The 20,750-nt window shown below is 66.5% G+C and carries 18 protein-coding genes and 3 pseudogenes; 11 read left to right on the top strand and 10 right to left on the bottom strand.

What is annotated here, in order from left to right; translation table 11 throughout:
• Positions 1 to 29: 29 nt before the first annotated feature.
• From BN118_RS13775 to fdxA, 7 genes are all read right to left on the bottom strand, one after another.
• On the bottom strand, positions 30 to 740 hold the full coding sequence (locus BN118_RS13775; protein ID WP_003813858.1) for an ABC transporter ATP-binding protein: 711 nt from the start codon (positions 738 to 740) through the stop codon (positions 30 to 32).
• On the bottom strand, positions 737 to 1,510 hold the full coding sequence (locus tag BN118_RS13770; RefSeq protein ID WP_003821323.1) for an ABC transporter ATP-binding protein: 774 nt from the start codon (positions 1,508 to 1,510) through the stop codon (positions 737 to 739). The genes BN118_RS13775 and BN118_RS13770 overlap by 4 nt, the downstream gene beginning before the upstream one ends.
• A 258-nt stretch (positions 1,511 to 1,768) precedes the next feature.
• Positions 1,769 to 2,404 carry an endonuclease III gene (gene nth, locus BN118_RS13765; protein WP_003813856.1) on the bottom strand — a complete coding sequence of 212 codons (636 nt, stop codon included), beginning with the start codon at positions 2,402 to 2,404 and terminating at the stop codon, positions 1,769 to 1,771.
• Positions 2,401 to 3,042 carry an electron transport complex subunit RsxB gene (rsxB, locus tag BN118_RS13760; protein WP_010929011.1) on the bottom strand — a complete coding sequence of 214 codons (642 nt, stop codon included), beginning with the start codon at positions 3,040 to 3,042 and terminating at the stop codon, positions 2,401 to 2,403. The genes nth and rsxB overlap by 4 nt, the downstream gene beginning before the upstream one ends.
• Before the next feature lie 55 nt (positions 3,043 to 3,097).
• Entirely contained in the window at positions 3,098 to 4,324 is a 1,227-nt protein-coding gene (locus BN118_RS13755; RefSeq protein ID WP_003821325.1) for a polyhydroxyalkanoate depolymerase, read from the bottom strand.
• Between the two features lie 145 nt (positions 4,325 to 4,469).
• Positions 4,470 to 5,267, bottom strand: a complete 798-nt coding sequence (locus BN118_RS13750) for a ferredoxin--NADP reductase (protein ID WP_010931550.1) — start codon at positions 5,265 to 5,267, stop codon at positions 4,470 to 4,472.
• 45 nt (positions 5,268 to 5,312) lie between these two features.
• Positions 5,313 to 5,636 (bottom strand): ferredoxin FdxA, encoded by a 324-nt coding sequence (gene fdxA / locus BN118_RS13745; RefSeq protein ID WP_010931551.1) that lies wholly within the window; start codon positions 5,634 to 5,636, stop codon positions 5,313 to 5,315.
• Positions 5,637 to 5,802: 166 nt separating this feature from the next.
• On the opposite strand from fdxA, the gene pncB reads away from it, so the two are divergent.
• Together pncB and BN118_RS13735 are read left to right on the top strand one after the other, a co-directional pair.
• The gene (gene pncB, locus BN118_RS13740; RefSeq protein WP_023995174.1) at positions 5,803 to 6,978 is read left to right on the top strand and encodes a nicotinate phosphoribosyltransferase; all 1,176 of its coding nucleotides are present in this window, start codon (positions 5,803 to 5,805) and stop codon (positions 6,976 to 6,978) included.
• 51 nt (positions 6,979 to 7,029) lie between these two features.
• Positions 7,030 to 7,380, top strand: a complete 351-nt coding sequence (locus BN118_RS13735; RefSeq protein ID WP_003813850.1) for a RidA family protein — start codon at positions 7,030 to 7,032, stop codon at positions 7,378 to 7,380.
• A 158-nt stretch (positions 7,381 to 7,538) separates the two neighbouring features.
• Here BN118_RS13735 and BN118_RS13730 read toward each other — a convergent pair.
• Both BN118_RS13730 and BN118_RS13725 read right to left on the bottom strand, forming a co-directional pair.
• A pseudogene (locus tag BN118_RS13730) lies at positions 7,539 to 8,043 on the bottom strand (NAD(P)H-dependent oxidoreductase).
• Positions 8,040 to 8,873, bottom strand: a complete 834-nt coding sequence (locus BN118_RS13725) for a M90 family metallopeptidase (protein WP_014905946.1) — start codon at positions 8,871 to 8,873, stop codon at positions 8,040 to 8,042. The pseudogene BN118_RS13730 and the gene BN118_RS13725 overlap by 4 nt, the downstream one beginning before the upstream one ends.
• 83 nt (positions 8,874 to 8,956) lie before the next feature.
• On the opposite strand from BN118_RS13725, the gene BN118_RS13720 reads away from it, so the two are divergent.
• The 3 genes from BN118_RS13720 (at position 8,957) to BN118_RS13710 (ending at position 13,447) form a co-directional block, all read left to right on the top strand.
• Positions 8,957 to 11,170, top strand: a complete 2,214-nt coding sequence (locus tag BN118_RS13720) for a RelA/SpoT family protein (RefSeq protein WP_010931553.1) — start codon at positions 8,957 to 8,959, stop codon at positions 11,168 to 11,170.
• Positions 11,171 to 11,246: 76 nt separating this feature from the next.
• A complete protein-coding gene (gene argE, locus BN118_RS13715; RefSeq protein ID WP_019247175.1) occupies positions 11,247 to 12,398 on the top strand; it encodes an acetylornithine deacetylase in 1,152 nt (383 codons plus the stop codon).
• Positions 12,399 to 12,496: 98 nt separating this feature from the next.
• Entirely contained in the window at positions 12,497 to 13,447 is a 951-nt protein-coding gene (locus BN118_RS13710; RefSeq protein WP_014905945.1) for an IS481-like element IS481 family transposase, read from the top strand.
• Here BN118_RS13710 and BN118_RS13705 read toward each other — a convergent pair.
• Positions 13,444 to 14,394 carry an IS481 family transposase gene (locus tag BN118_RS13705; protein WP_014486105.1) on the bottom strand — a complete coding sequence of 317 codons (951 nt, stop codon included), beginning with the start codon at positions 14,392 to 14,394 and terminating at the stop codon, positions 13,444 to 13,446. The two genes, BN118_RS13710 and BN118_RS13705, sit on opposite strands and share 4 nt — an antisense overlap.
• Positions 14,395 to 14,593: 199 nt before the next feature.
• Between BN118_RS13705 and trpB the strand changes: the two genes are divergently transcribed.
• The 6 genes and pseudogenes from trpB (at position 14,594) to BN118_RS13675 (ending at position 20,697) form a co-directional block, all read left to right on the top strand.
• The gene (trpB, locus tag BN118_RS13700; protein WP_010931555.1) at positions 14,594 to 15,793 is read left to right on the top strand and encodes a tryptophan synthase subunit beta; all 1,200 of its coding nucleotides are present in this window, start codon (positions 14,594 to 14,596) and stop codon (positions 15,791 to 15,793) included.
• Between the two features lie 3 nt (positions 15,794 to 15,796).
• A complete protein-coding gene (gene trpA, locus BN118_RS13695; RefSeq protein WP_003821334.1) occupies positions 15,797 to 16,654 on the top strand; it encodes a tryptophan synthase subunit alpha in 858 nt (285 codons plus the stop codon).
• Between the two features lie 36 nt (positions 16,655 to 16,690).
• Positions 16,691 to 17,569 carry an acetyl-CoA carboxylase, carboxyltransferase subunit beta gene (gene accD / locus BN118_RS13690; protein WP_003813843.1) on the top strand — a complete coding sequence of 293 codons (879 nt, stop codon included), beginning with the start codon at positions 16,691 to 16,693 and terminating at the stop codon, positions 17,567 to 17,569.
• Positions 17,570 to 17,778: 209 nt separating this feature from the next.
• A pseudogene (locus BN118_RS13685) lies at positions 17,779 to 18,313 on the top strand (acyloxyacyl hydrolase).
• A gap of 249 nt (positions 18,314 to 18,562) precedes the next feature.
• Positions 18,563 to 19,513 (top strand): annotated as a pseudogene (locus BN118_RS13680) (IS481-like element IS481 family transposase).
• Positions 19,514 to 19,629: 116 nt separating this feature from the next.
• Entirely contained in the window at positions 19,630 to 20,697 is a 1,068-nt protein-coding gene (locus BN118_RS13675) for a linear amide C-N hydrolase (protein ID WP_014905944.1), read from the top strand.
• The last annotated feature ends 53 nt before the right edge of the window (positions 20,698 to 20,750 follow it).

Below are 20,750 nucleotides of genomic sequence, written 5' to 3'. Positions count from 1 at the left end.
CGTGATACGGCGGGTGACAGGCTGGTTTTCTACACGCCCAGCAGTTCGTTGAGCGTGCCCTGTTTCCGTGACAGTTCGGCGGCTTCGAAGTGTTCGACGATCTGGCCGTGCTCCATGACGTAGAAGCGGTCGGCCAGCGGCGCGGCGAAGTGGAAATTCTGTTCCACCATGACGATGGTATAGCCGCGCTCCTTGAGCGCCATGATCATGCGCGCCAGGGCTTGCACGATCACCGGCGCCAGGCCTTCGGAAATCTCGTCGAGCAGCAGGAGGTTCGCGCCGGTGCGCAGAATGCGCGCCACCGCCAGCATCTGCTGTTCGCCGCCCGACAGGCGGGTGCCGGGAGAGTTGCGGCGTTCATGCAGGTTGGGGAACATGTCGTAGATTTCGGTCAGCGACATGCCGCCGCCCAGCGCGCCGACCGGCGGCGGCAGCAGCAGGTTCTCCTCGCACGAGAGGCTGGCGAAGATGCCCCGTTCCTCCGGGCAATAGCCCACGCCCAGGTGCGCGATCTTGTAGGTGGGCAGCTCGATCGATTCGGTGCCATGGATGCGCACCGATCCCTGGCGCGCCCCGGTCAGCCCGAGGATGGCGCGCAGCGTGGTGGTGCGGCCGGCGCCGTTGCGGCCGAGCAGCGTGACCACTTCGCCCTGGCCGACCTGCATGTCCACGCCGTGCAGGATATGCGATTCCCCGTACCAGGCCTGCAGGCCCGCGATCTCGAGAGCGGGGATACTCATGCGTGCGCTCCTTGCAGTTCGCCGTTGGTGGTGCCCATGTATGCCTGCATCACGGCGGGATGGCGCGAGACCTCGGCGTAGGGGCCTTCGGCCAGCACCGCGCCGCGCGCCAGTACCGTGATCGTGTCGGCGATCGAGGACACCACGTTCATGTTGTGCTCGACCATCAGGATGGTGCGGCCCGCGCTGACACGCTTGATCAATTGCGTCACGCGGGCGACGTCCTCGTGGCCCATGCCCTGGGTGGGTTCGTCCAGCAGCATCAGCTCGGGCTCCATCGCCAGCGTGGTGGCGATCTCCAGCGCGCGCTTGCGGCCGTAAGGCAGGTTGATCGTCAGCTCATGGGCGAAGGAGGCCAGGTCGACCTCCTCGAGCAGGCGCAGCGCGGGCTGGTTCAGCGCCGCCAGCTGCCGCTCGCTGCGCCAGAACTGGAACGACAGCCCGGTCTTGCGCTGCAGGCCCAGGCGCACGTTTTCCAGTACGGTCAGGCGCGGGAACACCGCCGAGATCTGGAACGAACGGATGATGCCGCGCCGTGCGATCTGGGCCGGCCGCTCGCGGGTGATGTCGCGGCCGTTGAAAACGATGGTGCCCGAGGTGGGCGCCAGGAATTTGGTCAGCAGGTTGAAGCAGGTGGTCTTGCCGGCGCCGTTGGGACCGATCAGCGCGTGGATCTGGCCGCGCTTGACACGCAGATCGACCCCATTGACCGCGACAAAGCCGCGGAACTCCTTGGTCAGGCCTTTTGTCTCCAGGATCGTGTCATCCATTGCGCCGCATCCGCTTTGGTTTTTTTTAAGAGTTGCGGCGAGTATGCGGACCCGGTTATCAAATTGCCATGAGGGTTTTTCATAGGTTTTGCGCTGCCGCATGCCCGATTGTCAAACAGCCGACAAACAGCAGTAAGAAATCCGTCAAAACGCTTCAGAAACCAGGGTTTCCACGGTGTTTCCCACGATGTCGCAGGGGTTATCCGCGGGCGGCCGGGCGTCGTGCACAGCAGCAAGCGGCGGCCTGGCGCGCGGCGTTCAGGCCTTGGTTTTCAGCTTGTATTCGCACAGGTCCGAGATGCCGCACTGCGGGCATTTGGGCTTGCGCGCCACGCACACGTAGCGGCCATGCAGGATGAGCCAATGGTGGGCATCCAGCAGGTACTCGCGCGGCACCACCTTCTCCAGCTTGCGCTCGACCTCCAGCACGTTCTTGCCGGGGGCGATGCCGGTGCGGTTGGAGACGCGGAAGATGTGCGTGTCGACCGCGATGGTGGCCTCGCCGAAGGCGGTGTTGAGCACCACGTTGGCGGTCTTGCGGCCCACGCCGGGCAGGGCCTCCAGCGCTTCGCGGCTTTGCGGCACTTCGCCGCCGTGGCGCTCGAGCAGGAGGCGACAGGTGGCGATGGCGTTCTTGGCCTTGGTGCGGTACAGGCCGATGGTCTTGATGTACTCGGCCAGCCCTTCCTCGCCCAGTTCCAGCATGGCCTGCGGCGTGCCATGGCGCGGGAAGAATTTGCGCGTGGCCAGGTTGACCGACTTGTCGGTCGCCTGGGCCGACAGCAGCACCGCGATCAGCAACTGGAACGGCGTCTCGTATTCGAGCTCGGTGGTGGGTTTGGGATTGGCGGCTTGCAGGCGGGCGAAGATTTCGCGGCGTTTGACGGCGTTCATGGGCGCTGGGCTGAGCGGCGGGCGCGGGCGCGGGCCAGCGCCGCCTCGATGGTGGAACGTTTGCGGGCGGCATCCTCGGCGCTTTCGGTCGCGGCGGGCTGGGGCGCCGGCTCGGCGGTCGCGGCCATCAGCCGTTCGTTGGCGGCCGTTTCGCGCCGCACCCGGGCCTGGCGTTGCTGGTGGCGCTGGCGCGCGGCTTGCGCGTCGGCCTCGGACCACACGCGCGCAGCCGGGCGCATGTCGATGCAGTCGACCGGGCAAGGCGCCACGCACAGGTCGCAACCCGTGCACCAGTCGGCCAGCACCGTATGCATGCGCTTGTTGGCGCCGACGATGGCATCGACCGGGCAGGCCTTCATGCACAGCGTGCAGCCGATGCAATGGGCCTCGTCGATGACTGCCACCAGCAGCGGCCCGGGTTCGCCGCGCGCGCGGTCCAGCGGCAGCGGCGGCGTGTCGAGCAGGGCGGCCAGCGCCGCGACGCCGGACTCGTCGCCGGGCGGGCAGCGGTTGATGGCCGCGGCGCCGTCGGCGATGGCCTGCGCATAGGGCCGGCAACCGTCGTAGCCGCACTTCGTGCACTGCGTCTGCGGCAGCAGGGCGTCGATGCGGTCGACCAGCGAACTACAGGAAGACATGGCGTAAAAAGCAGAAACGGGCCAGGCGGCCCGTTGCAGGGAGCGCGCGGCCGCATCAGGATTGGCGGATGAATGCGGCGATTTTAGGACAGATCAGTTCGCGCCAGCGCCGGCCGGAAAAAATGCCGTAATGGCCGCAGCCGACCGCGGTGTAATGGCTCTTGCGCGCGGCGGGGATGCCGCTGCACAGCTTGATGGCCGCGCGCGTCTGGCCCTGGCCGGAAATATCGTCCAGTTCGCCCTCGACGGTCAGCAGCGATGTCTTGCGGATGTCGGCGGGCCGCACGAGCTGCCCGTCGATTTCCCAGGTGCCGCCGGGCAGCCGGAACTCCTGGAACACCGTGCGGATCGTGTCCAGGTAGAACTCGGCCGGCATGTCGAGCACGGCGTTGTACTCGTCGTAGAAGCGGCGGTGCGCCTCGGCGTCGCCGTCATCGCCGCGCAGCAGGTCGAGGTAGAAGTCGTAGTGCGACTTCAGGTGGCGGTCGGGATTCATGGCCATGAACCCGGCATGCTGCAGGAAGCCGGGGTACACGCGCCGGCCCGCGCCGGGATAGGGCGCAGGCACCGCATGGATCAGTTGGCTCTCGAACCAGGCATACGGCTTGGTGGTGGCCAGGCGGTTGACCTGGGTGGGCGACTCGCGCGGATCGATCGGCCCGCCCATCATCACCATGCTGCGCGGCTGGCAAGGGTCGTTGGCCGAGGCCATCAGCGATATCGCGGCCAGTACCGGCACGGTGGGCTGGCAGACCGAGATGACGTGGGTGTCCGGGCCCAGGTGGCGCAGGAATGCCTGGATGTAGCGGACGTAGTCGTCCAGATGGAACGGGCCGGCGTCCTGCGGCACCATGCGCGCATCGACCCAGTCGGTGACATAGACGTCGTGAGCCGGCAGCAGCGCCCGCACGGTATCGCGCAACAGCGTGGCATGATGGCCCGACAGCGGGGCCACCAGCAGCACGCGTGGATCGGCGCGGCCCGCCGTACGGCGGACATCGCGCTGGAAGTGCACCAGCCGGCAGAACGGCTTGTCGAGCACGACGGCTTCGATCACGGCGACGCGTTTGCCCTGGATCTCGGTGGCGGGCAGATTCCAGGCAGGTTTCTGGTATTCCTTGCCGATGCGGTGCACCAGCTCGCAGCCGGCGGCGAGCTGGCGCGACATGGGCATATAGGCCAGCGGGCTGTACGGATGGGTGAAAAGCTGGGAACTGGCGTCGGTGAACGCCGCCAGGGGACGCAGGAACGCCCGCTGCATTTCGTGCAATTGATACAGCATCGCGACATGACCTAATAAGACTGACGTCTTATTGTCGCCAGAAATATCAATATTTTGAATCTGTCTGTTCAGATTAAGGCTTTGGTGCACAAATGTTGTGAAAAAGCGACCCCCTCATGGCGGATTCCCCCTGCCATAGGGGGGATTACCAGTAGTTTTCGACCGCCAGATTGCCGGGTATGCCGCGCCGGCCGGGGGCGAAACCGCGTTCGCTCAGCAGCTTGCGGGCGTCGGCCAGCATGGCCGGGTTGCCGCACAGCATGATCTTGGCGCGCTGCGGGTCCAGCGGCTGGCCCGCCAGCTGTTCGAGCCGTCCGTCGGCGATCAGCGTGGTCAGGCGCGCCTGCGGCATGCCGGGCAGGGTCTCGCGCGTGGCGATCGGCAGGTAGATCAGCTTGCGCGGGTCGGCCTCGAAATAGGGGGCGAACGCGGGCTGGCTGCGCCATTGCTCGATTTCGTCGCGATAGGCCAGTTCCTCGGCGCTGCGCACCCCGTGCACGAGGATGATGCGGTCGACGGCGCGCCAGGTGGCCGGGTCGCGCAAGATGGACAGATAGGCCGACAGGCCCGTGCCGGAAGCCAGCAGCCAGAGGTCGCCGCCCGGGGCGAAGCGGTCTATGGTCAGGAAGCCGAACGGCTTCTTTTCCACATAGAGGGCGTCGCCGGGCTGCAGGCGCTCCATGCGCGGGCTGAACTGGCCTTCGGGGACCACGATGGAATAGAACTCCAGCCATGGCTCCTCGGGCGCGGAGACCATGGAGTAGGCGCGCCATACGCTGGGTTCGGCCTGCGGATCGTCGCTGTCGGGCAGGCCGACGCGGGCGAACTGGCCAGCCTGGAAGAGGAAGGCGGGGTCTCGGGTGACGCGCACCGAAAACAGTTTGCCCGGCACCCAGGTCTGGACGGCGGTGATGGTCTGGCGCGTGTACTTGGTATCGGTCATCGGCGTGGCGCGGCCGGGCCGCGCAGCGGCGGACCGGACAGAGGGTTACTTTTCCAGGTATTGCAGCTTGTCCTGCACCCCGTTCCATTGGTCGGCGTCTTCGAGCGGCTTCTTGGCCCGGCTGATGCTGGGAAACTCGGCCGACAGCTCGACGTTGAGCGCAATGAATGGGACCTGGTCCTGCGGCACGTCTTCTTCCGCGTAAATGGCATTGGCCGGGCATTCCGGGATGCATACCGCACAGTCGATGCATTCGTCGGGGTCGATCACGAGGAAGTTCGGACCCTCTCGAAAACAGTCCACCGGGCACACATCCACGCAATCGGTGTACTTGCACTTGATACAGTTTTCGGTGACTACGTGGGTCATTCAGGAACTCCGGGTGCCGGGCGGCCGTTGCATTATTGAAGCGATTTTACCCAATGCGCGCCGGCGGGGCGACCAAGACCCTGGCGCCGGTAGTGGCGGCCGGCCCGCCGGCGCGCGGTATGCTATGGTGTGCCGAAACGTTTCGCGGCAACAGTTTCGCGCCATCATGATCATCACATCGCTGCTCGACACGGACCTGTACAAATTCAGCATGATGCAGGTCGTGCTGCATCATTTTCCGGCTGCACAGGTCGAGTACCGCTACAAGTGCCGTACTCCGGGCATCAATCTGCGGCCCTATCTCGACGAAATACGCGCCGAGGTGCACGAGCTGTGCCAGCTGCGCTTCACCAGCGAGGAGCTGGATTATCTGCGCGGCCTGCGCTTCATCAAGAGCGATTTCGTCGACTTCCTGGGCCTGTTCCATTTGCCCGAGCGTTGCATATTCATCGGCGAGGGCGAGCAGCCCGGCGAAATATCCATTACGGTCAAGGGGCCATGGCTGCACACGATATTGTTCGAAATACCGGTGCTGGCCATCGTCAACGAAGTCTATTTTCGTAATACGCGCAGGAATCCCGATTGGGAGGAAGGCCGCAAGCGCTTGCAATCGAAGATGAACCTGGTGCTCGACGACCCCGCGCTGGCCGATTTCCGGGTCGCGGAATACGGCACCCGGCGGCGCTTCTCGAAGGTCTGGCACGAGGAAATCGTCTCGACCATGAAGGCGCGCATGGGGGTGCATTTCGCCGGCACCAGCAACGTGCTGCTGGCCATGCGGCACGGCGTGCTGCCGCTGGGCACCATGGGCCACGAGTATCTGCAGGCCTGCCAGGCGCTGGGGCCGCGGCTGCGCGACTCCCAGGTGTTCGCACTGGAAGTCTGGGCCAAGGAATACCGCGGCGATCTCGGCATCGCCCTGTCGGACGTCTATGGCATGGATGCTTTCCTGCGCGACTTCGACATGTACTTCTGCAAACTGTTCGACGGCGCGCGCCACGATTCGGGCGATCCGTTCGTGTGGGGCGAGCGGCTGCTCGAGCACTACCGCACCAATCGCGCGGATCCGCGCGCCAAGACCCTGGTGTTCTCGGATTCGCTGACATTTCCGCGCGCCATCGAGCTGGCGCGCCAGTTCGCCGGCCGCTGCAAGGTGTCGTTCGGCATCGGCACCAACCTGACCAACGACCTGGGCCACGAGCCCCTGCAGATCGTCATGAAGATGGTGCGCTGCAATGGGCAGCCGGTCGCCAAGGTATCGGATGCGCCCGAGAAGACGATGTGCGACGATCCCGCCTATCTGGCCTACCTGCGCCAGGTGTTCCAGCTTCCGCCGGCCTGAGGGCCGGCTTGTTTTCGCCAACCCATCCAATCAATGCATCAGGGGTGATTTATGAGCATTAAGCGCTTCAACGTGGAAAAGCGCCTGTCCGACATGGCTGTCTACAACGGCGTGGCCTACCTGGCCGGCCAGGTACCCGACGACGCCTCGCTGGACATGGCTGGCCAGACCGCACAGGTACTGGCCACCATCGACCGCCTGCTGGCCGAGGCCGGCACCGACAAGACCAAGATCCTCATGGCCCAGATCTTCGTGGCCAACATGAAGGAATTCGACGGCATGAACAAGGCCTGGGACGCGTGGGTCGCGCCGGGCAACTCGCCCCCGCGCGCCACGGTCGAGGCGCGCCTGGCCAATCCCGACTACAAAGTCGAGATCGTGGTCACCGCCGCGATCGGCTGATGGCAGGGCTGCCTGTCCCGCGGGGACAGGCAGCCTGGCCGCGGGTGCCGCTCCCCGTGCGGGACAGGCACCGCGCGCCTCGGGACGGTACAGGCATTGCGGCATCGGCCGATGCCGCAATGCCTTCATTTTGCCGGGATGGTTTCGCCGTCCGGGCCTCAACTACCCATCAGCAGGGTGGCCGCCAGCAGGCCGCCGAGCTCCTCGCAGCGAGCCAGAACGTCGGCGGGCACCTGCTTGGGAGCGGCGATCTGCTCGGGCGTTTGCGCGCCGCTGCGCGCGATCAACGGCGGCGCGGCCGCGCGCAGGCGCCAGCCGGTGCAGATGCGCTCGACCTGCCGGGCCGCGCCTTCGCCATCGGTGCCGGCGCTGATGGCCACGCCGTAGGGGCGGCCCTGGATGCGGTCGAGCACGCCGTAATAGCAACGGTCGAAGCATTCCTTCATGGCGCCGCTCAGGCTGCCCAGGTTCTCGGGCGCGCAGAACAGATAGCCGTCGGCGGCCAGCAGCGCCGCCGCGTCGGTGCGCGAGGCCGCCTGCCGCCGCACGCGCAACTGGCCCGGCTGTTCCAGCGCCAGGGCGGCGGCCAGCGCGCCGCGCTCCAGCGCCTGCGCCATCTGCCGCGCCGGTGCGCGAATGCCAGGCGATGAGCAAGGTCTTCATGCCAGCCGGGCCAGGGGATCCTGGCGATAGTAGGCGCACAGCAGGGCGTACCACTGCGGCAGGGCGTCGGCCAGGGGCTCCGGCTCGACGAAGAAGTGTTCCGAACTCACCGCGAAGAACTCGGCCTCGTCGGTGGCGGCGTAGGGGTCCAGCGGCAGGCGCGCATACCAGGGATCGGCCTGCGGGCTTTCCGGATCGACGTGCGCCGGAATCGCGCGCTCGACGGCTTCGACGGCGGCGGCGAAACGGTCCAGGCTGTCTTCCAGCACGCGGCGCCACTGGCGCGGGTCGATGTCCGGGTGGGCCGCCAGCGCCGGCATCCCGTCGGCCTGGCCGGCCAGCAGGTCCAGCTTGTGCGCGAATTCGTGGATGACCACATTGAAGGCGCCGTCGGAGCCCGCCGCATCGCTCCACGAGAGGATCACCGGCCCGCCCTCCCAGGCCTCGCCGACCGCCTCCTCGATGTATTCGTGCATGACGCCGTCCTCGTCCATGCGCTCGCGCTGGATGGAGAAACCGGCCGGGTAGATGATGATTTCGTCCCAGCCTTCGTACAGGGTGGGCGACAGGTTCAGTACCGGCAGGGCGGCCTGCGCGGCGACCGACAGGCGCATGAAATCGGTGATTTCCAGCCCGTGCGCGCCGTTGATGTTCTTGCTTGCCAGCAGCCATGCCGCGCGCGCCTGCAGGGCCTGCTGCTCGGCCTCGGACAGGGCCGCCAGGAACGGGTAGGCGTGCAGCGTCCGCCGCCACAGATCGGGCGGGATGCGGGCCTGCATGGCGGCCACTTCGCCTGCCTTGGCGCCCCGGCCGCGTAGCCATCGCAACATGACTTGGAGTTCCTTGGAAATGCCTCTTGGCGTTAGTGTAGAGTGTAGGAAAAATTGACCCGAGTACGCTCGTCCCGTTCGCAATGTCCGCCACGTCCGCACCAGATACGCCTACGCCGTTCGACGATGCCTGGCGCCAGTTGGCCGCCGCCGGGCTGGACGATGCCGGCCAGCGGCAACTGGCGCACGCGGCGGCCTGGGCCTGGCCGCGCTTCGAGGCGCAGAAGGCGCTGACCGGCGAGCCGCTGGCCAGCCATGCCGCCGGCGCGGTGCGCATCCTGGCCAGCCTGCATACCGACCAGGCCACCCGCGTGGCCGCGGTGCTGGCCTCGCTGCCGGCGGACCTGAACGCCCCCGCGCCGACCCTGCGCAACGACCCGGTGGCCAGCGAGTTCGGGGTCGAGGTGGCGCGGCTGGTGCAGGGCGCGCGCGCGCTGCTGCGGCTGGGCATCGTGGCGCGCCATGCCAGCGACAGCGAGGCCGAAAGCGGCTCCCAGAAGGAGATGCAGCGCAAGATGCTGCTGGCCATGGCGGCCGACCTGCGCATCGTGCTGATGCGGCTGGCGTCGCGGCTGCAGAGCCTGCGCTGGCATGCCGAGACCAAGACGCCGTGCGCGGCCGGTTTCGCGCGCGAGACGCTGGACCTGTATACCCCGCTGGCCAACCGCCTGGGCATCTGGCAGCTCAAGTGGGAAATGGAAGACCTGGCGTTCCGCTTCCTCGAACCCGAGCGCTACAAGCAGATTGCGCACCTGCTGGAGGAAAAGCGGGTCGAGCGCGAAGCCTTCATCGCCGAGGCCATCGCCCGCATGCAGGAGGCGCTGGCGCGGGCCGGCGTGGTCGCCGAGGTAAGCGGGCGGCCCAAGCACATCTACAGCATCTGGAACAAGATGCGCCTGAAAGGGCTGGATTTCAGCCAGATGTACGATCTGCGGGCCCTGCGCATCATCGTCGACGACGTGCGCGCCTGCTATACGGCGCTGGGGCTGGTGCACGAGATGTGGACGCCGCTGCCCGAGGAGTTCGACGACTACATCTCGCGCCCCAAGCCCAATGGCTACCGTTCGCTGCACACGGTGGTGACCGACGCCCAGGGGCGCGCATTCGAGGTGCAGATCCGTACCCGCGAGATGCACCAGTTCGCCGAGTACGGGATGGCGGCGCACTGGCGCTACAAGGAGGCCGGCGCGCGCGGCGGCCAGGTGGCCGCCTCCAGCGAATACGATCGCCAGCTGTCCTGGATGCGCCAGCTGCTGGCCTGGAACAGCGACGTCGAGGACGAGGGCGAGGCCGCGCGCCGTGCCGACCAGCGTATCTATGTGCTCACGCCGCAGGCCCGGGTGATCGAATTGCCGGCCGGCGCCACGCCGGTCGATTTCGCCTATCACCTGCATACCGACCTGGGGCACCGGTGCCGCGGGACGCGGGTGGACGGCCAGATGGTGCCGCTGAACACCCGCCTGGCCACCGGCCAGACCGTCGAAGTCATCGCGGCCAAGTCGGGCGGCCCGTCGCGCGACTGGCTCAATACCCAGCTGGGCTACCTGGCCAGTCCGCGCGCGCGGGCCAAGGTGCGCATGTGGTTCAACGCCATCGAGCTGCAGCAGCGCATCACCCAGGGGCAGGCGCTGGTCGAGAAGGAGCTGCAGCGGCTGGGCAAGACGGCGGTCAACCTGGAGCAATTGGCCCAGGGACTGGGGTTCGCGCGCGCCGACGACCTGTACGTCGCCGCCGCCAAGGACGAGTTCAGCCTGCGCCAGATCGACGCGGTGTTCCAGCAGCCGGCGCCCGTGGCCGAACCCGAGCCGGCCGCGCTTGCGCATGCGCGCAGCGCCGACAGCGCCGAGAAAAGCGGCAAGAGCGGCGTGCTGGTGGTGGGCGTGGGGTCCTTGCTGACCCAGCTGGCCCGCTGCTGCCGGCCCGCGCCGCCGGACGAGATCGCCGGTTTCGTGACGCGCGGGCGCGGGGTCTCGATCCATCGCGCCGATTGCCCGAGTTACAAGGCGCTGGCCGAGCGCGAGCCGGAGCGGGTCATCGAGGTCGCCTGGGGCAAGACCAGCGATTCGTTCTACCCGGTCGATATCAGCGTGCGCGCCCAGGATCGCCCGGGCCTGCTGCGCGACCTCTCGGAAGTGTTCGCGCGCCAGCGGCTCAACGTGGTCGGCGTGAACACGCAGAGCCGCCAGTCGCTGGCGCACATGGTGTTCACGGTGGAAGTGCGCGGCGGCGAGTCGCTGCACAAGGCGCTCGATGCCCTGGGCGAGGTGGCCGGGGTCACCTCGGCGGCGCGCCGCTGAAAGGCTGCCGCACGACGGCGCCCCGGGGGCGGCCGCGTGCCCTACACTAGGTCTTTTGCACGCTCCGGGGAATTCCATGGACACTCGCGCCTGGCTCGAGACGCTGGTGGCTATCGACACCACCAGCCGCAATTCCAACCTGGCGTTGATCGAAACCGTGCGGGACTGGCTCGGCCGGCAGGGCGTGCAGGCCTGGCTGGCGCACAACCCCGAGCGCACCAAGGCCAATCTGTTCGCCACGCTGCCAGCCAGCGATGGCGCGGAGCAGGGCGGCATCGTGCTGTCCGGCCATACCGATGTCGTGCCGGTCGATGGCCAGGACTGGTCCGCCGACCCGTTCGCCTTGCGCGAACAGGAGGGGCGGTTGTACGGGCGGGGTTCGTGCGACATGAAGGGCTTCATCGCCGCGTCGCTGGCCCTGGTGCCGGCGTTCCTGGAGATGCCCCGCAAGAAACCCATCCATCTGGCGTTTTCGTATGACGAGGAGGTCGGCTGTGCCGGCGCGCCCGTCATGCTGGCCGACCTGCGCGAACGCGGCATCCAGCCGGAGGGCTGCGTGGTCGGCGAGCCTACCGGCATGCAGGTGGTGGTGGCGCACAAGGGCATCAACCTGTTTCGCTGCCGGGTCCATGGCAAGGCGGCGCATTCGTCGCTGACGCCGCGCGGCTGCAACGCCATCGAATACGCGGCGCGGCTGATCTGCCGCATCCGCGACCTGGCCGACGCGTACAAGGCCAACGGCCCGTATGACGAGTTCTACGATGTGCCGTTCTCGACCATGACCACCAACCAGATCCACGGCGGGATCGCGGTCAACACCATCCCCGAGCTGTGCGAGTTCTCGTACGAGTTCCGCAACCTGCCGGGCATGCCGGCCGACGCCATCCAGGCCGAGGTCGAGCGCTACGTGCGCGACGAGTTGCTGCCGCGCATGCGCGCCGAATACACGCAAGCCCGCATCGACATCGAAACCGGCGCCGCGGCGCCCGGCCTGGAGGCGTCCGAGCAGGCCGCCATCACGCAACTGGTGCGCTCCCTGACCGCGGACCGGGTCACCCGCAAGGTGGCCTACGGGACCGAGGCCGGCCTGTTCCAGGGCATCGGCATCCCTACCGTGGTGTGCGGGCCGGGCCATATCGAACAGGCCCACAAGCCCGATGAATACGTGGCGCTGGACCAGCTGGCCGCCTGCGAGGCCTTCCTGCGGCGGCTCGGACAGTCGCTCTAGCTGTGAAGATTCAATAGGTTGTATGCATGGTTCATCCGAACCGGATTTGAGAAACTGGAAATCGCCACCCCCCCAGTTCACTCAAGGAGCCCGGCCGGATGAACACCCATAAGCATGCCCGATTGACCTTCCTACGTCGACTCGAAATGGTCCAGCAATTGATCGCCCATCAAGTTTGTGTGTCTGAAGCGGCCCGCGCCTATGGGGTCACCGCGCCGACTGTGCGCAAATGGCTGGGCCGCTTCCTGGCTCAGGGCCAGGCGGGCTTGGCCGATGCGTCCTCGCGCCCGACGGTCTCGCCCCGAGCGATTGCGCCGGCCAAGGCGCTGGCTATCGTGGAGCTGCGCCGCAAGCGGCTGACCCAAGCGCGCATCGCCCAGGCGCTGGGCGTGTCAGCCAGCACCGTCAGCCGCGTCCTGGCCCGCGCCGGTCTGTCGCACCTGGCCGACCTGGAGCCGGCCGAGCCGGTGGTGCGCTACGAGCATCAGGCCCCCGGCGATCTGCTGCACATCGACATCAAGAAGCTGGGACGTATCCAGCGCCCTGGCCACCGGGTCACGGGCAACCGACGCGATACCGTTGAGGGGGCCGGCTGGGACTTCGTCTTCGTGGCCATCGATGACCACGCCCGCGTGGCCTTCACCGACATCCACCCCGACGAGCGCTTCCCCAGCGCCGTCCAGTTCCTCAAGGACGCAGTGGCCTACTACCAGCGCCTGGGCGTGACCATCCAGCGCTTGCTCACCGACAATGGCTCGGCCTTTCGCAGCCGCGCCTTCGCCGCGCTGTGCCATGAGCTGGGCATCAAGCACCGCTTTACCCGACCTTACCGCCCACAGACCAATGGCAAGGCCGAACGCTTCATCCAGTCGGCCTTGCGTGAGTGGGCTTACGCTCACACCTACCAGAACTCCCAACACCGAGCCGATGCCATGAAATCCTGGCTACACCACTACAACTGGCATCGACCCCACCAAGGCATCGGGCGCGCTGTACCCATCTCCAGACTCAACCTGGACGAATACAACCTATTGACAGTTCACATCTAGCTGTCGATTCTCAATAGGTTATTCACATCTGGGATACGCGTGATGGGTGGCTGATGTCCGAGAGCGGAGTGTGGCCGATACCAGTTGTAGCGGTCAATGAAGGGCTGCAAGGCAGCCTGTCGTTCGGCTGAGCTCGTGTAGGGCCTGGCGTATGCCCACTCCCGTAAGCAGGTCTGCACGAGGCGCTCGGCCTTGCCGTTGGTCTTGGGGGTGTAGGGGCGGGTGCGGATGTGACGGATTCCCAGCTCCACGCACACCGCCCGAAAGGTCCTGGAGACGTAGCCGCTGCCGTTGTCGGTCATCACGCGGTCGATGCGCACGCCCAGACTGGCGTAGTAGGCGGTGGCTTGGCGCAGGAACTCAGCGCACTGATCGCCGCCTTCATCGTCGAGGATGCGAGCAAAGGACACGCGCGAGAAGTCATCGATGGCCAGGTGCACAGCGTCCCAGCCAATGCCGCGGTTGCGGTTCTGGGCCCGATCGCCGGTGATGCGATGGCCCACGCCCCGGATGCGGCCCAGCCGCTTGGTGTCGATGTGCAGCAGCTCGCCTGGGCTGGCGCGTTCATAGCGGCGCACCGGCGCCGGCGGCTCCAACGAGGCGAGTCGACTCAGGCCGATGCGTTCCATATACCGCGCCACGGTGGCCAGGCTGCGGCCGGCTTCACGCGCGATGCGCCACAGCGGCAGACGCTGGCGGCGCTGCTGGGCGAAGTGCTCAACCTGCTCGGGCGCACAGGCCTTCGGGCTGCGGTGCGGGCGAGAACTGCGGTCAAGCAGGCCGTCCAGACCTTCGCTTCGGAAGCGGGCAAGCCACTTGTAACCGGTGCGCAGGCTCACCCCTGCCGCCTGGCTGGCCTGCCTCATCGTCCAGTTCTGTTGCATCACCCTGTTAACAAGAAGGGCTCGACCTAGGCGGGTCAATCGCGCATGCTTATGGTTGTTCATCCAGTGTCCTGCCCTGAGTTGCGATGGCGTGGTAACCACAGCATCCCAGGTCCGGCCTGGATGAACAACCTATTGAGACATCACAGCTAGCGACGTCCGGGGAGGCATCCCCGGCCGGGGGCGCGCCTCTCGGGTAAAATGACGGGTTGCGAAACCGGTCCGCCGCGCCTGGCGCGGCGGCACCCCGGGGAGATTCCTGGTGAAACCTTACGACCTTCCGGATGCCCGGGGCCATTTCGGCCCCTATGGCGGTGTGTTTGTGGCGGAAACGCTGATGCACGCCCTAGACGAGCTGCGCGCGGCCTATGACCAGTGCCGCGTCGATCCCAGCTTCATCGACGAGTTCAATTACGAGCTCAAGCATTTCGTCGGCCGGCCCAGCCCGGTCTACCACGCCAGCCGCTGGTCGCAGCGCCTGGGCGGCGCGCAGATCTGGTTCAAGCGCGAAGACCTCAACCATACGGGCGCGCACAAGGTCAACAATTGCATCGGCCAGGCGCTGCTGGCGCGGCGCATGGGCAAGCCGCGCGTCATCGCCGAGACCGGCGCCGGCCAGCACGGCGTGGCCACGGCCACGGTGGCGGCCCGCTATGGCATGGAATGCGTGGTGTTCATGGGCAGCGAGGACGTGCGCCGCCAGGCCTCCAACGTCTATCGCATGAAGCTGCTGGGCGCCACGGTGGTGCCGGTGGACTCGGGCTCGTGCACCCTGAAGGACGCGCTGAACGAAGCCATGCGCGACTGGGTCACCAACATCGAGAATACGTTCTACATCATCGGCACGGTGGCCGGGCCCGACCCCTACCCGCGCATGGTGCGCGACTTCCAGACCGTCATCGGCCAGGAGTGCCTGACCCAGATGCCCGAAGTCATCGGCCGCCAGCCCGACTATGTGGTCGCGGCGGTGGGCGGCGGCTCCAACGCCATGGGCATTTTCCATCCCTACATCCCGTACGAGAACGTGCGCCTGATCGGCGTCGAGGCGGCGGGCGAGGGCATGGAAACCGGCCGCCATGCGGCGTCGCTGGCGGCGGGCCAGATCGGCGTGCTGCACGGCAACCGCACCTATGTCATGCAGAATGCCGACGGCCAGGTGCAGGAAACCCATTCGGTGTCGGCCGGGCTGGATTATCCCGGCGTGGGGCCGGAGCATGCATGGCTCAAGGACAGCGGCCGCGCCGAGTACGCGGGCATCACCGACGACGAGGCGCTGGCGGCGTTCCACGATTGCTGCCGCATCGAGGGCATCATGCCGGCGCTGGAGTCCGCGCACGCCATTGCGCAGGCCGTGAAAATGACGCCTGCGCTTTCCAAGGACAAGGTCATCCTGGTCAATCTGTCCGGCCGGGGCGACAAAGACATGCACACCGTGGCCGAGCGCGCGGGCCTTCAGCTCTGACCTATGACTACCACTGACCGAATTGCCGCCGCGTTTGCGCGGGTTTCCGAGGCCGGCCGCGCGGCGGCCCTGATCCCCTACATCGCCGCCGGCGACCCGTCGCCGCAGGCGACGGTACCGCTGATGCACGCGCTGGTGCGCGCCGGCGCCGACCTGGTCGAGCTGGGCGTGCCGTTCTCCGACCCCATGGCCGACGGTCCGGTGGTGCAACGCGCCGCCGAGCGCGCCATCGCCCAGGGCGTCGGGCTGCGCCGCGTGCTGGAGCTGGTGGCCGACTTCCGCCGGGACGACAGCGTCACGCCGGTAGTGCTGATGGGCTATGCCAATCCGATCGAACGCATGGGCCAGCGGGCGTTTGCGCAGGCCGCGCAGGCGGCCGGCGTCGACGGCGTGCTGGTGGTCGACTATCCGCCCGAAGAGGTCGACGAGTTCGCGGTCATGCTGGCCGAAGCCGGCGTGGCGCCGATCTTCCTGCTGGCGCCCACCTCCACCGAGGCCCGCATCGAGGCGATCGGCCGCGTGGCGCGCGGCTACGTCTATTATGTGTCGCTCAAGGGCGTCACGGGCGCCGGCAGCCTGGATACGGACGACGTCGCGCGCAAGCTGGCGCTGATCCGCCGCCACGTGCACATTCCGGTGGGCGTGGGCTTCGGCATCCGCGACGCGGCCAGCGCGCAGCGCATCGCCGCGCACGCCGACGCCGTGGTCATCGGCAGCAAGCTGATCGAGACCATGGAGCAGGCCGGCGCCCAGGCCGGCGCGGACCAGAAAAACGAGGCCGCCATCGCGGCGGCGCAGCAATGGCTGCACACCATCCGGCTGGCGCTGGATGACGTCAAACGAGAAAACGCGCCGGCCTGAGCCCGCGCAAGCAAGTCACCTACGGGATACCAACCTATGAGCTGGATCGAGAAACTCCTGCCTCCGCGCATCAACAAGAACAGCGACAGCGGCGCGCGTCGCGTGCCGGAAGGGCTGTGGGTCAAATGTCCCTCGTGCGAATCGGTGCTGTACAGCGAAGACCTCGCCGCCAATCTGCATGTGTGTCCGAAATGCGACCACCACATGCGCATCGGTGCGCGCGCGCGTATCGACTCCCTGCTCGATATCGAGGGCCGGGTCGAGATCGGCCAGACCACCCGCTCGGTCGATACCCTGAAGTTCAAGGACTCGCGCAAGTATCCCGAACGTGTCCAGGAAGCCATGAAGCAGACGGGCGAGACCGACGCGCTGGTCGTCATGAGCGGTTCGATCCGCGGCGTGTCGGCGGTGCTGGCCTGCTTCGAATTCGAGTTCATGGGCGGTTCCATGGGCTCGGTGGTGGGCGAGCGCTTCGTGCGTGGCGTGCAGGCCGCGCTGGAGAACAAGACGCCGTTCATCTGTGTGGCCGCCTCGGGCGGCGCGCGCATGCAGGAAAGCCTGCTGTCGCTGATGCAGATGGCCAAGACCAACGCCATGCTGACGCGCCTGTCGGCCGCGGGGCTGCCGTTCATCAGCGTGCTGACCGATCCCACCATGGGCGGCGTGTCGGCCAGCTTCGCCTTCGTGGGCGATGTGGTGATTGCCGAACCCAAGGCGCTGATCGGTTTCGCCGGCCCGCGGGTGATCGAACAGACCGTGCGCGAGAAGCTGCCCGAAGGCTTCCAGCGCGCCGAGTTCCTGCTGAAGACGGGCGCCATCGACATGGTGGTGGACCGGCGCCAGTTGCGCGAGGAAATCGCCCGCCTGCTGGCCCTGCTTGGCAACGAGTCGGCCGACATCGTGGCTGCCGCCTGAGGCTGCCCGCCGGCAGTGCCTGCGAACGCCCGGCCCAGGCCGGGCGTTGTTATTTTTCCATGCATGCGAGGAATGCGGCGGGACTGTACCGCGCGATGTCGAATTCCGGGACGCAGTGTTGCCAGATTAAGACAGATGTCCGTGCTGGCCGCGGACATTTTCTGCTAAGGTTTAGCGCGTATCGAATTCGCAGATTTTGTGGAGCGTTCATGCAATTTCTCAAGAAAAACAAGCCCCTGTTCGGCATCGTTACACTGGCCCTGGCATGTGCCACCGCCCAGGCGCAGCCCACTCAGGGCGGGGTGCCTGCATTACGGTATTGGCGACCACTATCAGCGCGTCACGCTGAACTACGAAACTCCCACGCTCTGGAGCCACCAGTTCGGCGGAAATTGGGGCCGCCTGGACCTGACCCCCGAACTGGGCGCGTCGTACTGGTGGGCCGACGGCTCGCGCTCGCCCGGCCACGTGTGGCAGGCCAGCGCCATTCCGATGTTCCGCTGGTGGACCGGCGAGCGCTTCTACATCGAGGCCGGCATCGGCGCCACGGTTTTCAGCAGCACCAGCTTCGCCGACAAGCGCATCGGTTCGGCCTTCCAGTTTGGCGACCATATCGGACTGGGCTTCCTGCTGACGCCCAGCAATCGTATCGGCCTGCGCTATTCGCATTTCTCGAACGCCGGCATCAAGGAACCGAACCCCGGCCTGGATATCGTGCAGCTGACCTATACGTACCAGTTCTGAGCAAGGCCGTCCCTGGGGCGGCAAGTCATTGCAAACCCGCCGGGGCACTGGCGGGTTTTTTTCTGAACCCATCGGGTAGTATCGAGGCGGACGGCGCGACAGTGCCGGATGCCTGTCTCCATGCGGGGACAGATACCGTTTGGCAGGCTACCTGTGAAGATTCAATAGGTTGTATGCATGGTTCATCCGAACCGGATTTGAGAAACTGGAAATCGCCAACTCCCCAGTTCACTCAAGGAGCCCGGCCGGATGAACACCCATAAGCATGCCCGATTGACCTTCCTACGTCGACTCGAAATGGTCCAGCAATTGATCGCCCATCAAGTTTGTGTGCCTGAAGCGGCCCGCGCCTATGGGGTCACCGCGCCGACTGTGCGCAAATGGCTGGGCCGCTTCCTGGCTCAGGGCCAGGCGGGCTTGGCCGATGCGTCCTCGCGCCCGACGGTCTCGCCCCGAGCGATTGCGCCGGCCAAGGCGCTGGCTATCGTGGAGCTGCGCCGCAAGCGGCTGACCCAAGCGCGCATCGCCTAGGCGCTGGGCGTGTCAGCCAGCACCGTCAGCCGCGTCCTGGCCCGCGCCGGTCTGTCGCACCTGGCCGACCTGGAGCCGGCCGAGCCGGTGGTGCGCTACGAGCATCAGGCCCCCGGCGATCTGCTGCACATCGACATCAAGAAGCTGGGACGTATCCAGCGCCCTGGCCACCGGGTCACGGGCAACCGACGCGATACCGTTGAGGGGGCCGGCTGGGACTTCGTCTTCGTGGCCATCGATGACCACGCCCGCGTGGCCTTCACCGACATCCACCCCGACGAGCGCTTCCCCAGCGCCGTCCAGTTCCTCAAGGACGCAGTGGCCTACTACCAGCGCCTGGGCGTGACCATCCAGCGCTTGCTCACCGACAATGGCTCGGCCTTTCGCAGCCGCGCCTTCGCCGCGCTGTGCCATGAGCTGGGCATCAAGCACCGCTTTACCCGACCTTACCGCCCACAGACCAATGGCAAGGCCGAACGCTTCATCCAGTCGGCCTTGCGTGAGTGGGCTTACGCTCACACCTACCAGAACTCCCAACACCGAGCCGATGCCATGAAATCCTGGCTACACCACTACAACTGGCATCGACCCCACCAAGGCATCGGGCGCGCTGTACCCATCTCCAGACTCAACCTGGACGAATACAACCTATTGACAGTTCACAGCTAGCGTCCATGGCGTATGGCGGGGTGCCTGTCCCTGCGGGGACAGGCACCCTTGCCGCAGCGGGGACAATTGGCGGGTGCCAGTCCCCCTGCGGGGACAGGCACCCGAGGAGTGGTCTTATGATTTTCCGGCGATCCCGGCCTGGCACGATAGGTGCCGTCACCCTGCTGTGCGCCAGCCTGCTGGCCATGCCGGCGTCTTCGGCATGCACGCGCTTTGTCTATCACGGCGCCAACGACGAGGTGATCACCGCCCGTTCGATGGACTGGAAAGTGGATGTCGGGACCAACTTGTGGGCCTTCCCGCGCGGCATGCAGCGCTCGGGCCAGGCTGGTCCGAATTCGATCCAGTGGACGTCGAAGCATGGCAGCGTCATCGCGTCGGGCTACGATATTTCCACCACCGACGGCATGAACGAGGCCGGGCTGGTCGCCAACGTGCTGTGGCTGGCCGAGTCCTCGTACCCCGAATACGATGGCAAGACACCCGGGCTGACCCTGGCCGCCTGGGCGCAATATGTGCTGGACAACTTCGCGAGCGTGTGCGAAGCCGTCGATACGCTGGCGAGCGAGCCGTTCACCGTCGTCACGGACAATGTGCCCGGCGAGCAGCGGCCGGCCACCTTGCATCTGTCCCTGTCGGACGCCAGCGGCGACAGCGCCATCATCGAATATATCGACGGCAAGCAGGTCATCCACCACAACCGCGCCTACCAGGTGATGACCAACTCGCCGACCTTCGACAAGCAGCTGGCGCTGAACGAATACTGGAAGCAGATCGGCGGCACCGTGATGCTGCCCGGCACGAACCGGGCATCGGATCGCTACGCGCGCGCGTATTTCTACGTGAACGCGATTCCCAAGAGCGAGGATCCCGTCGAGGCGATAGCCAGCGTATTTAGCGTGATCCGCAACGTTTCCGTGCCGTATGGCATTACCACGCCCGACCAGCCCAATATTTCATCGACGCGTTGGCGCACGGTCGCCGACCACAAGCGCAAGCGCTACTTCTTCGAGTCGGCGCTGACCCCCAATATCTTCTGGATCGATCTGGGCGCGCTGGATTTCTCGGCGGAAAGCGGGAAGGTGATGAAGCTGGATCTTGGCCCCGATCAGGCCCATATCTATTCCGGTCAGGCCAACGCGCATTTCGAGCAGGCCGCGCCGTTCAAGTTCCTGGGGCTCTGAGCGCCGCGCATTGCGCGCGTGTGGGGCACAGCAGGAAAAAGCGGGTTGCGGCG

Source organism: Bordetella pertussis 18323 (assembly GCF_000306945.1).
Classification (GTDB): domain Bacteria; phylum Pseudomonadota; class Gammaproteobacteria; order Burkholderiales; family Burkholderiaceae_B; genus Bordetella; species Bordetella pertussis.
Note: the sequence above shows the minus strand (reverse complement) of the source record. Positions and strands in the feature narration are given on the sequence as shown.

Coding starts and splice junctions, on each gene's coding strand:
- BN118_RS13775 (WP_003813858.1), bottom strand. CDS start 740: ATGAGTATCCCCGCTCTCGAGATCGCGGGCCTGCAGGCCTGGTACGGG.
- BN118_RS13750 (WP_010931550.1), bottom strand. CDS start 5,267: ATGACCGATACCAAGTACACGCGCCAGACCATCACCGCCGTCCAGACC.
- BN118_RS13770 (WP_003821323.1), bottom strand. CDS start 1,510: ATGGATGACACGATCCTGGAGACAAAAGGCCTGACCAAGGAGTTCCGC.
- nth (WP_003813856.1), bottom strand. CDS start 2,404: ATGAACGCCGTCAAACGCCGCGAAATCTTCGCCCGCCTGCAAGCCGCC.
- BN118_RS13725 (WP_014905946.1), bottom strand. CDS start 8,873: ATGTTGCGATGGCTACGCGGCCGGGGCGCCAAGGCAGGCGAAGTGGCC.
- BN118_RS13720 (WP_010931553.1), top strand. CDS start 8,957: ATGTCCGCCACGTCCGCACCAGATACGCCTACGCCGTTCGACGATGCC.
- trpA (WP_003821334.1), top strand. CDS start 15,797: ATGACTACCACTGACCGAATTGCCGCCGCGTTTGCGCGGGTTTCCGAG.
- pncB (WP_023995174.1), top strand. CDS start 5,803: ATGATCATCACATCGCTGCTCGACACGGACCTGTACAAATTCAGCATG.
- BN118_RS13705 (WP_014486105.1), bottom strand. CDS start 14,394: ATGAACAACCATAAGCATGCGCGATTGACCCGCCTAGGTCGAGCCCTT.
- accD (WP_003813843.1), top strand. CDS start 16,691: ATGAGCTGGATCGAGAAACTCCTGCCTCCGCGCATCAACAAGAACAGC.
- BN118_RS13755 (WP_003821325.1), bottom strand. CDS start 4,324: ATGCTGTATCAATTGCACGAAATGCAGCGGGCGTTCCTGCGTCCCCTG.
- BN118_RS13710 (WP_014905945.1), top strand. CDS start 12,497: ATGAACACCCATAAGCATGCCCGATTGACCTTCCTACGTCGACTCGAA.
- fdxA (WP_010931551.1), bottom strand. CDS start 5,636: ATGACCCACGTAGTCACCGAAAACTGTATCAAGTGCAAGTACACCGAT.
- BN118_RS13675 (WP_014905944.1), top strand. CDS start 19,630: ATGATTTTCCGGCGATCCCGGCCTGGCACGATAGGTGCCGTCACCCTG.
- BN118_RS13735 (WP_003813850.1), top strand. CDS start 7,030: ATGAGCATTAAGCGCTTCAACGTGGAAAAGCGCCTGTCCGACATGGCT.
- argE (WP_019247175.1), top strand. CDS start 11,247: ATGGACACTCGCGCCTGGCTCGAGACGCTGGTGGCTATCGACACCACC.
- rsxB (WP_010929011.1), bottom strand. CDS start 3,042: ATGTCTTCCTGTAGTTCGCTGGTCGACCGCATCGACGCCCTGCTGCCG.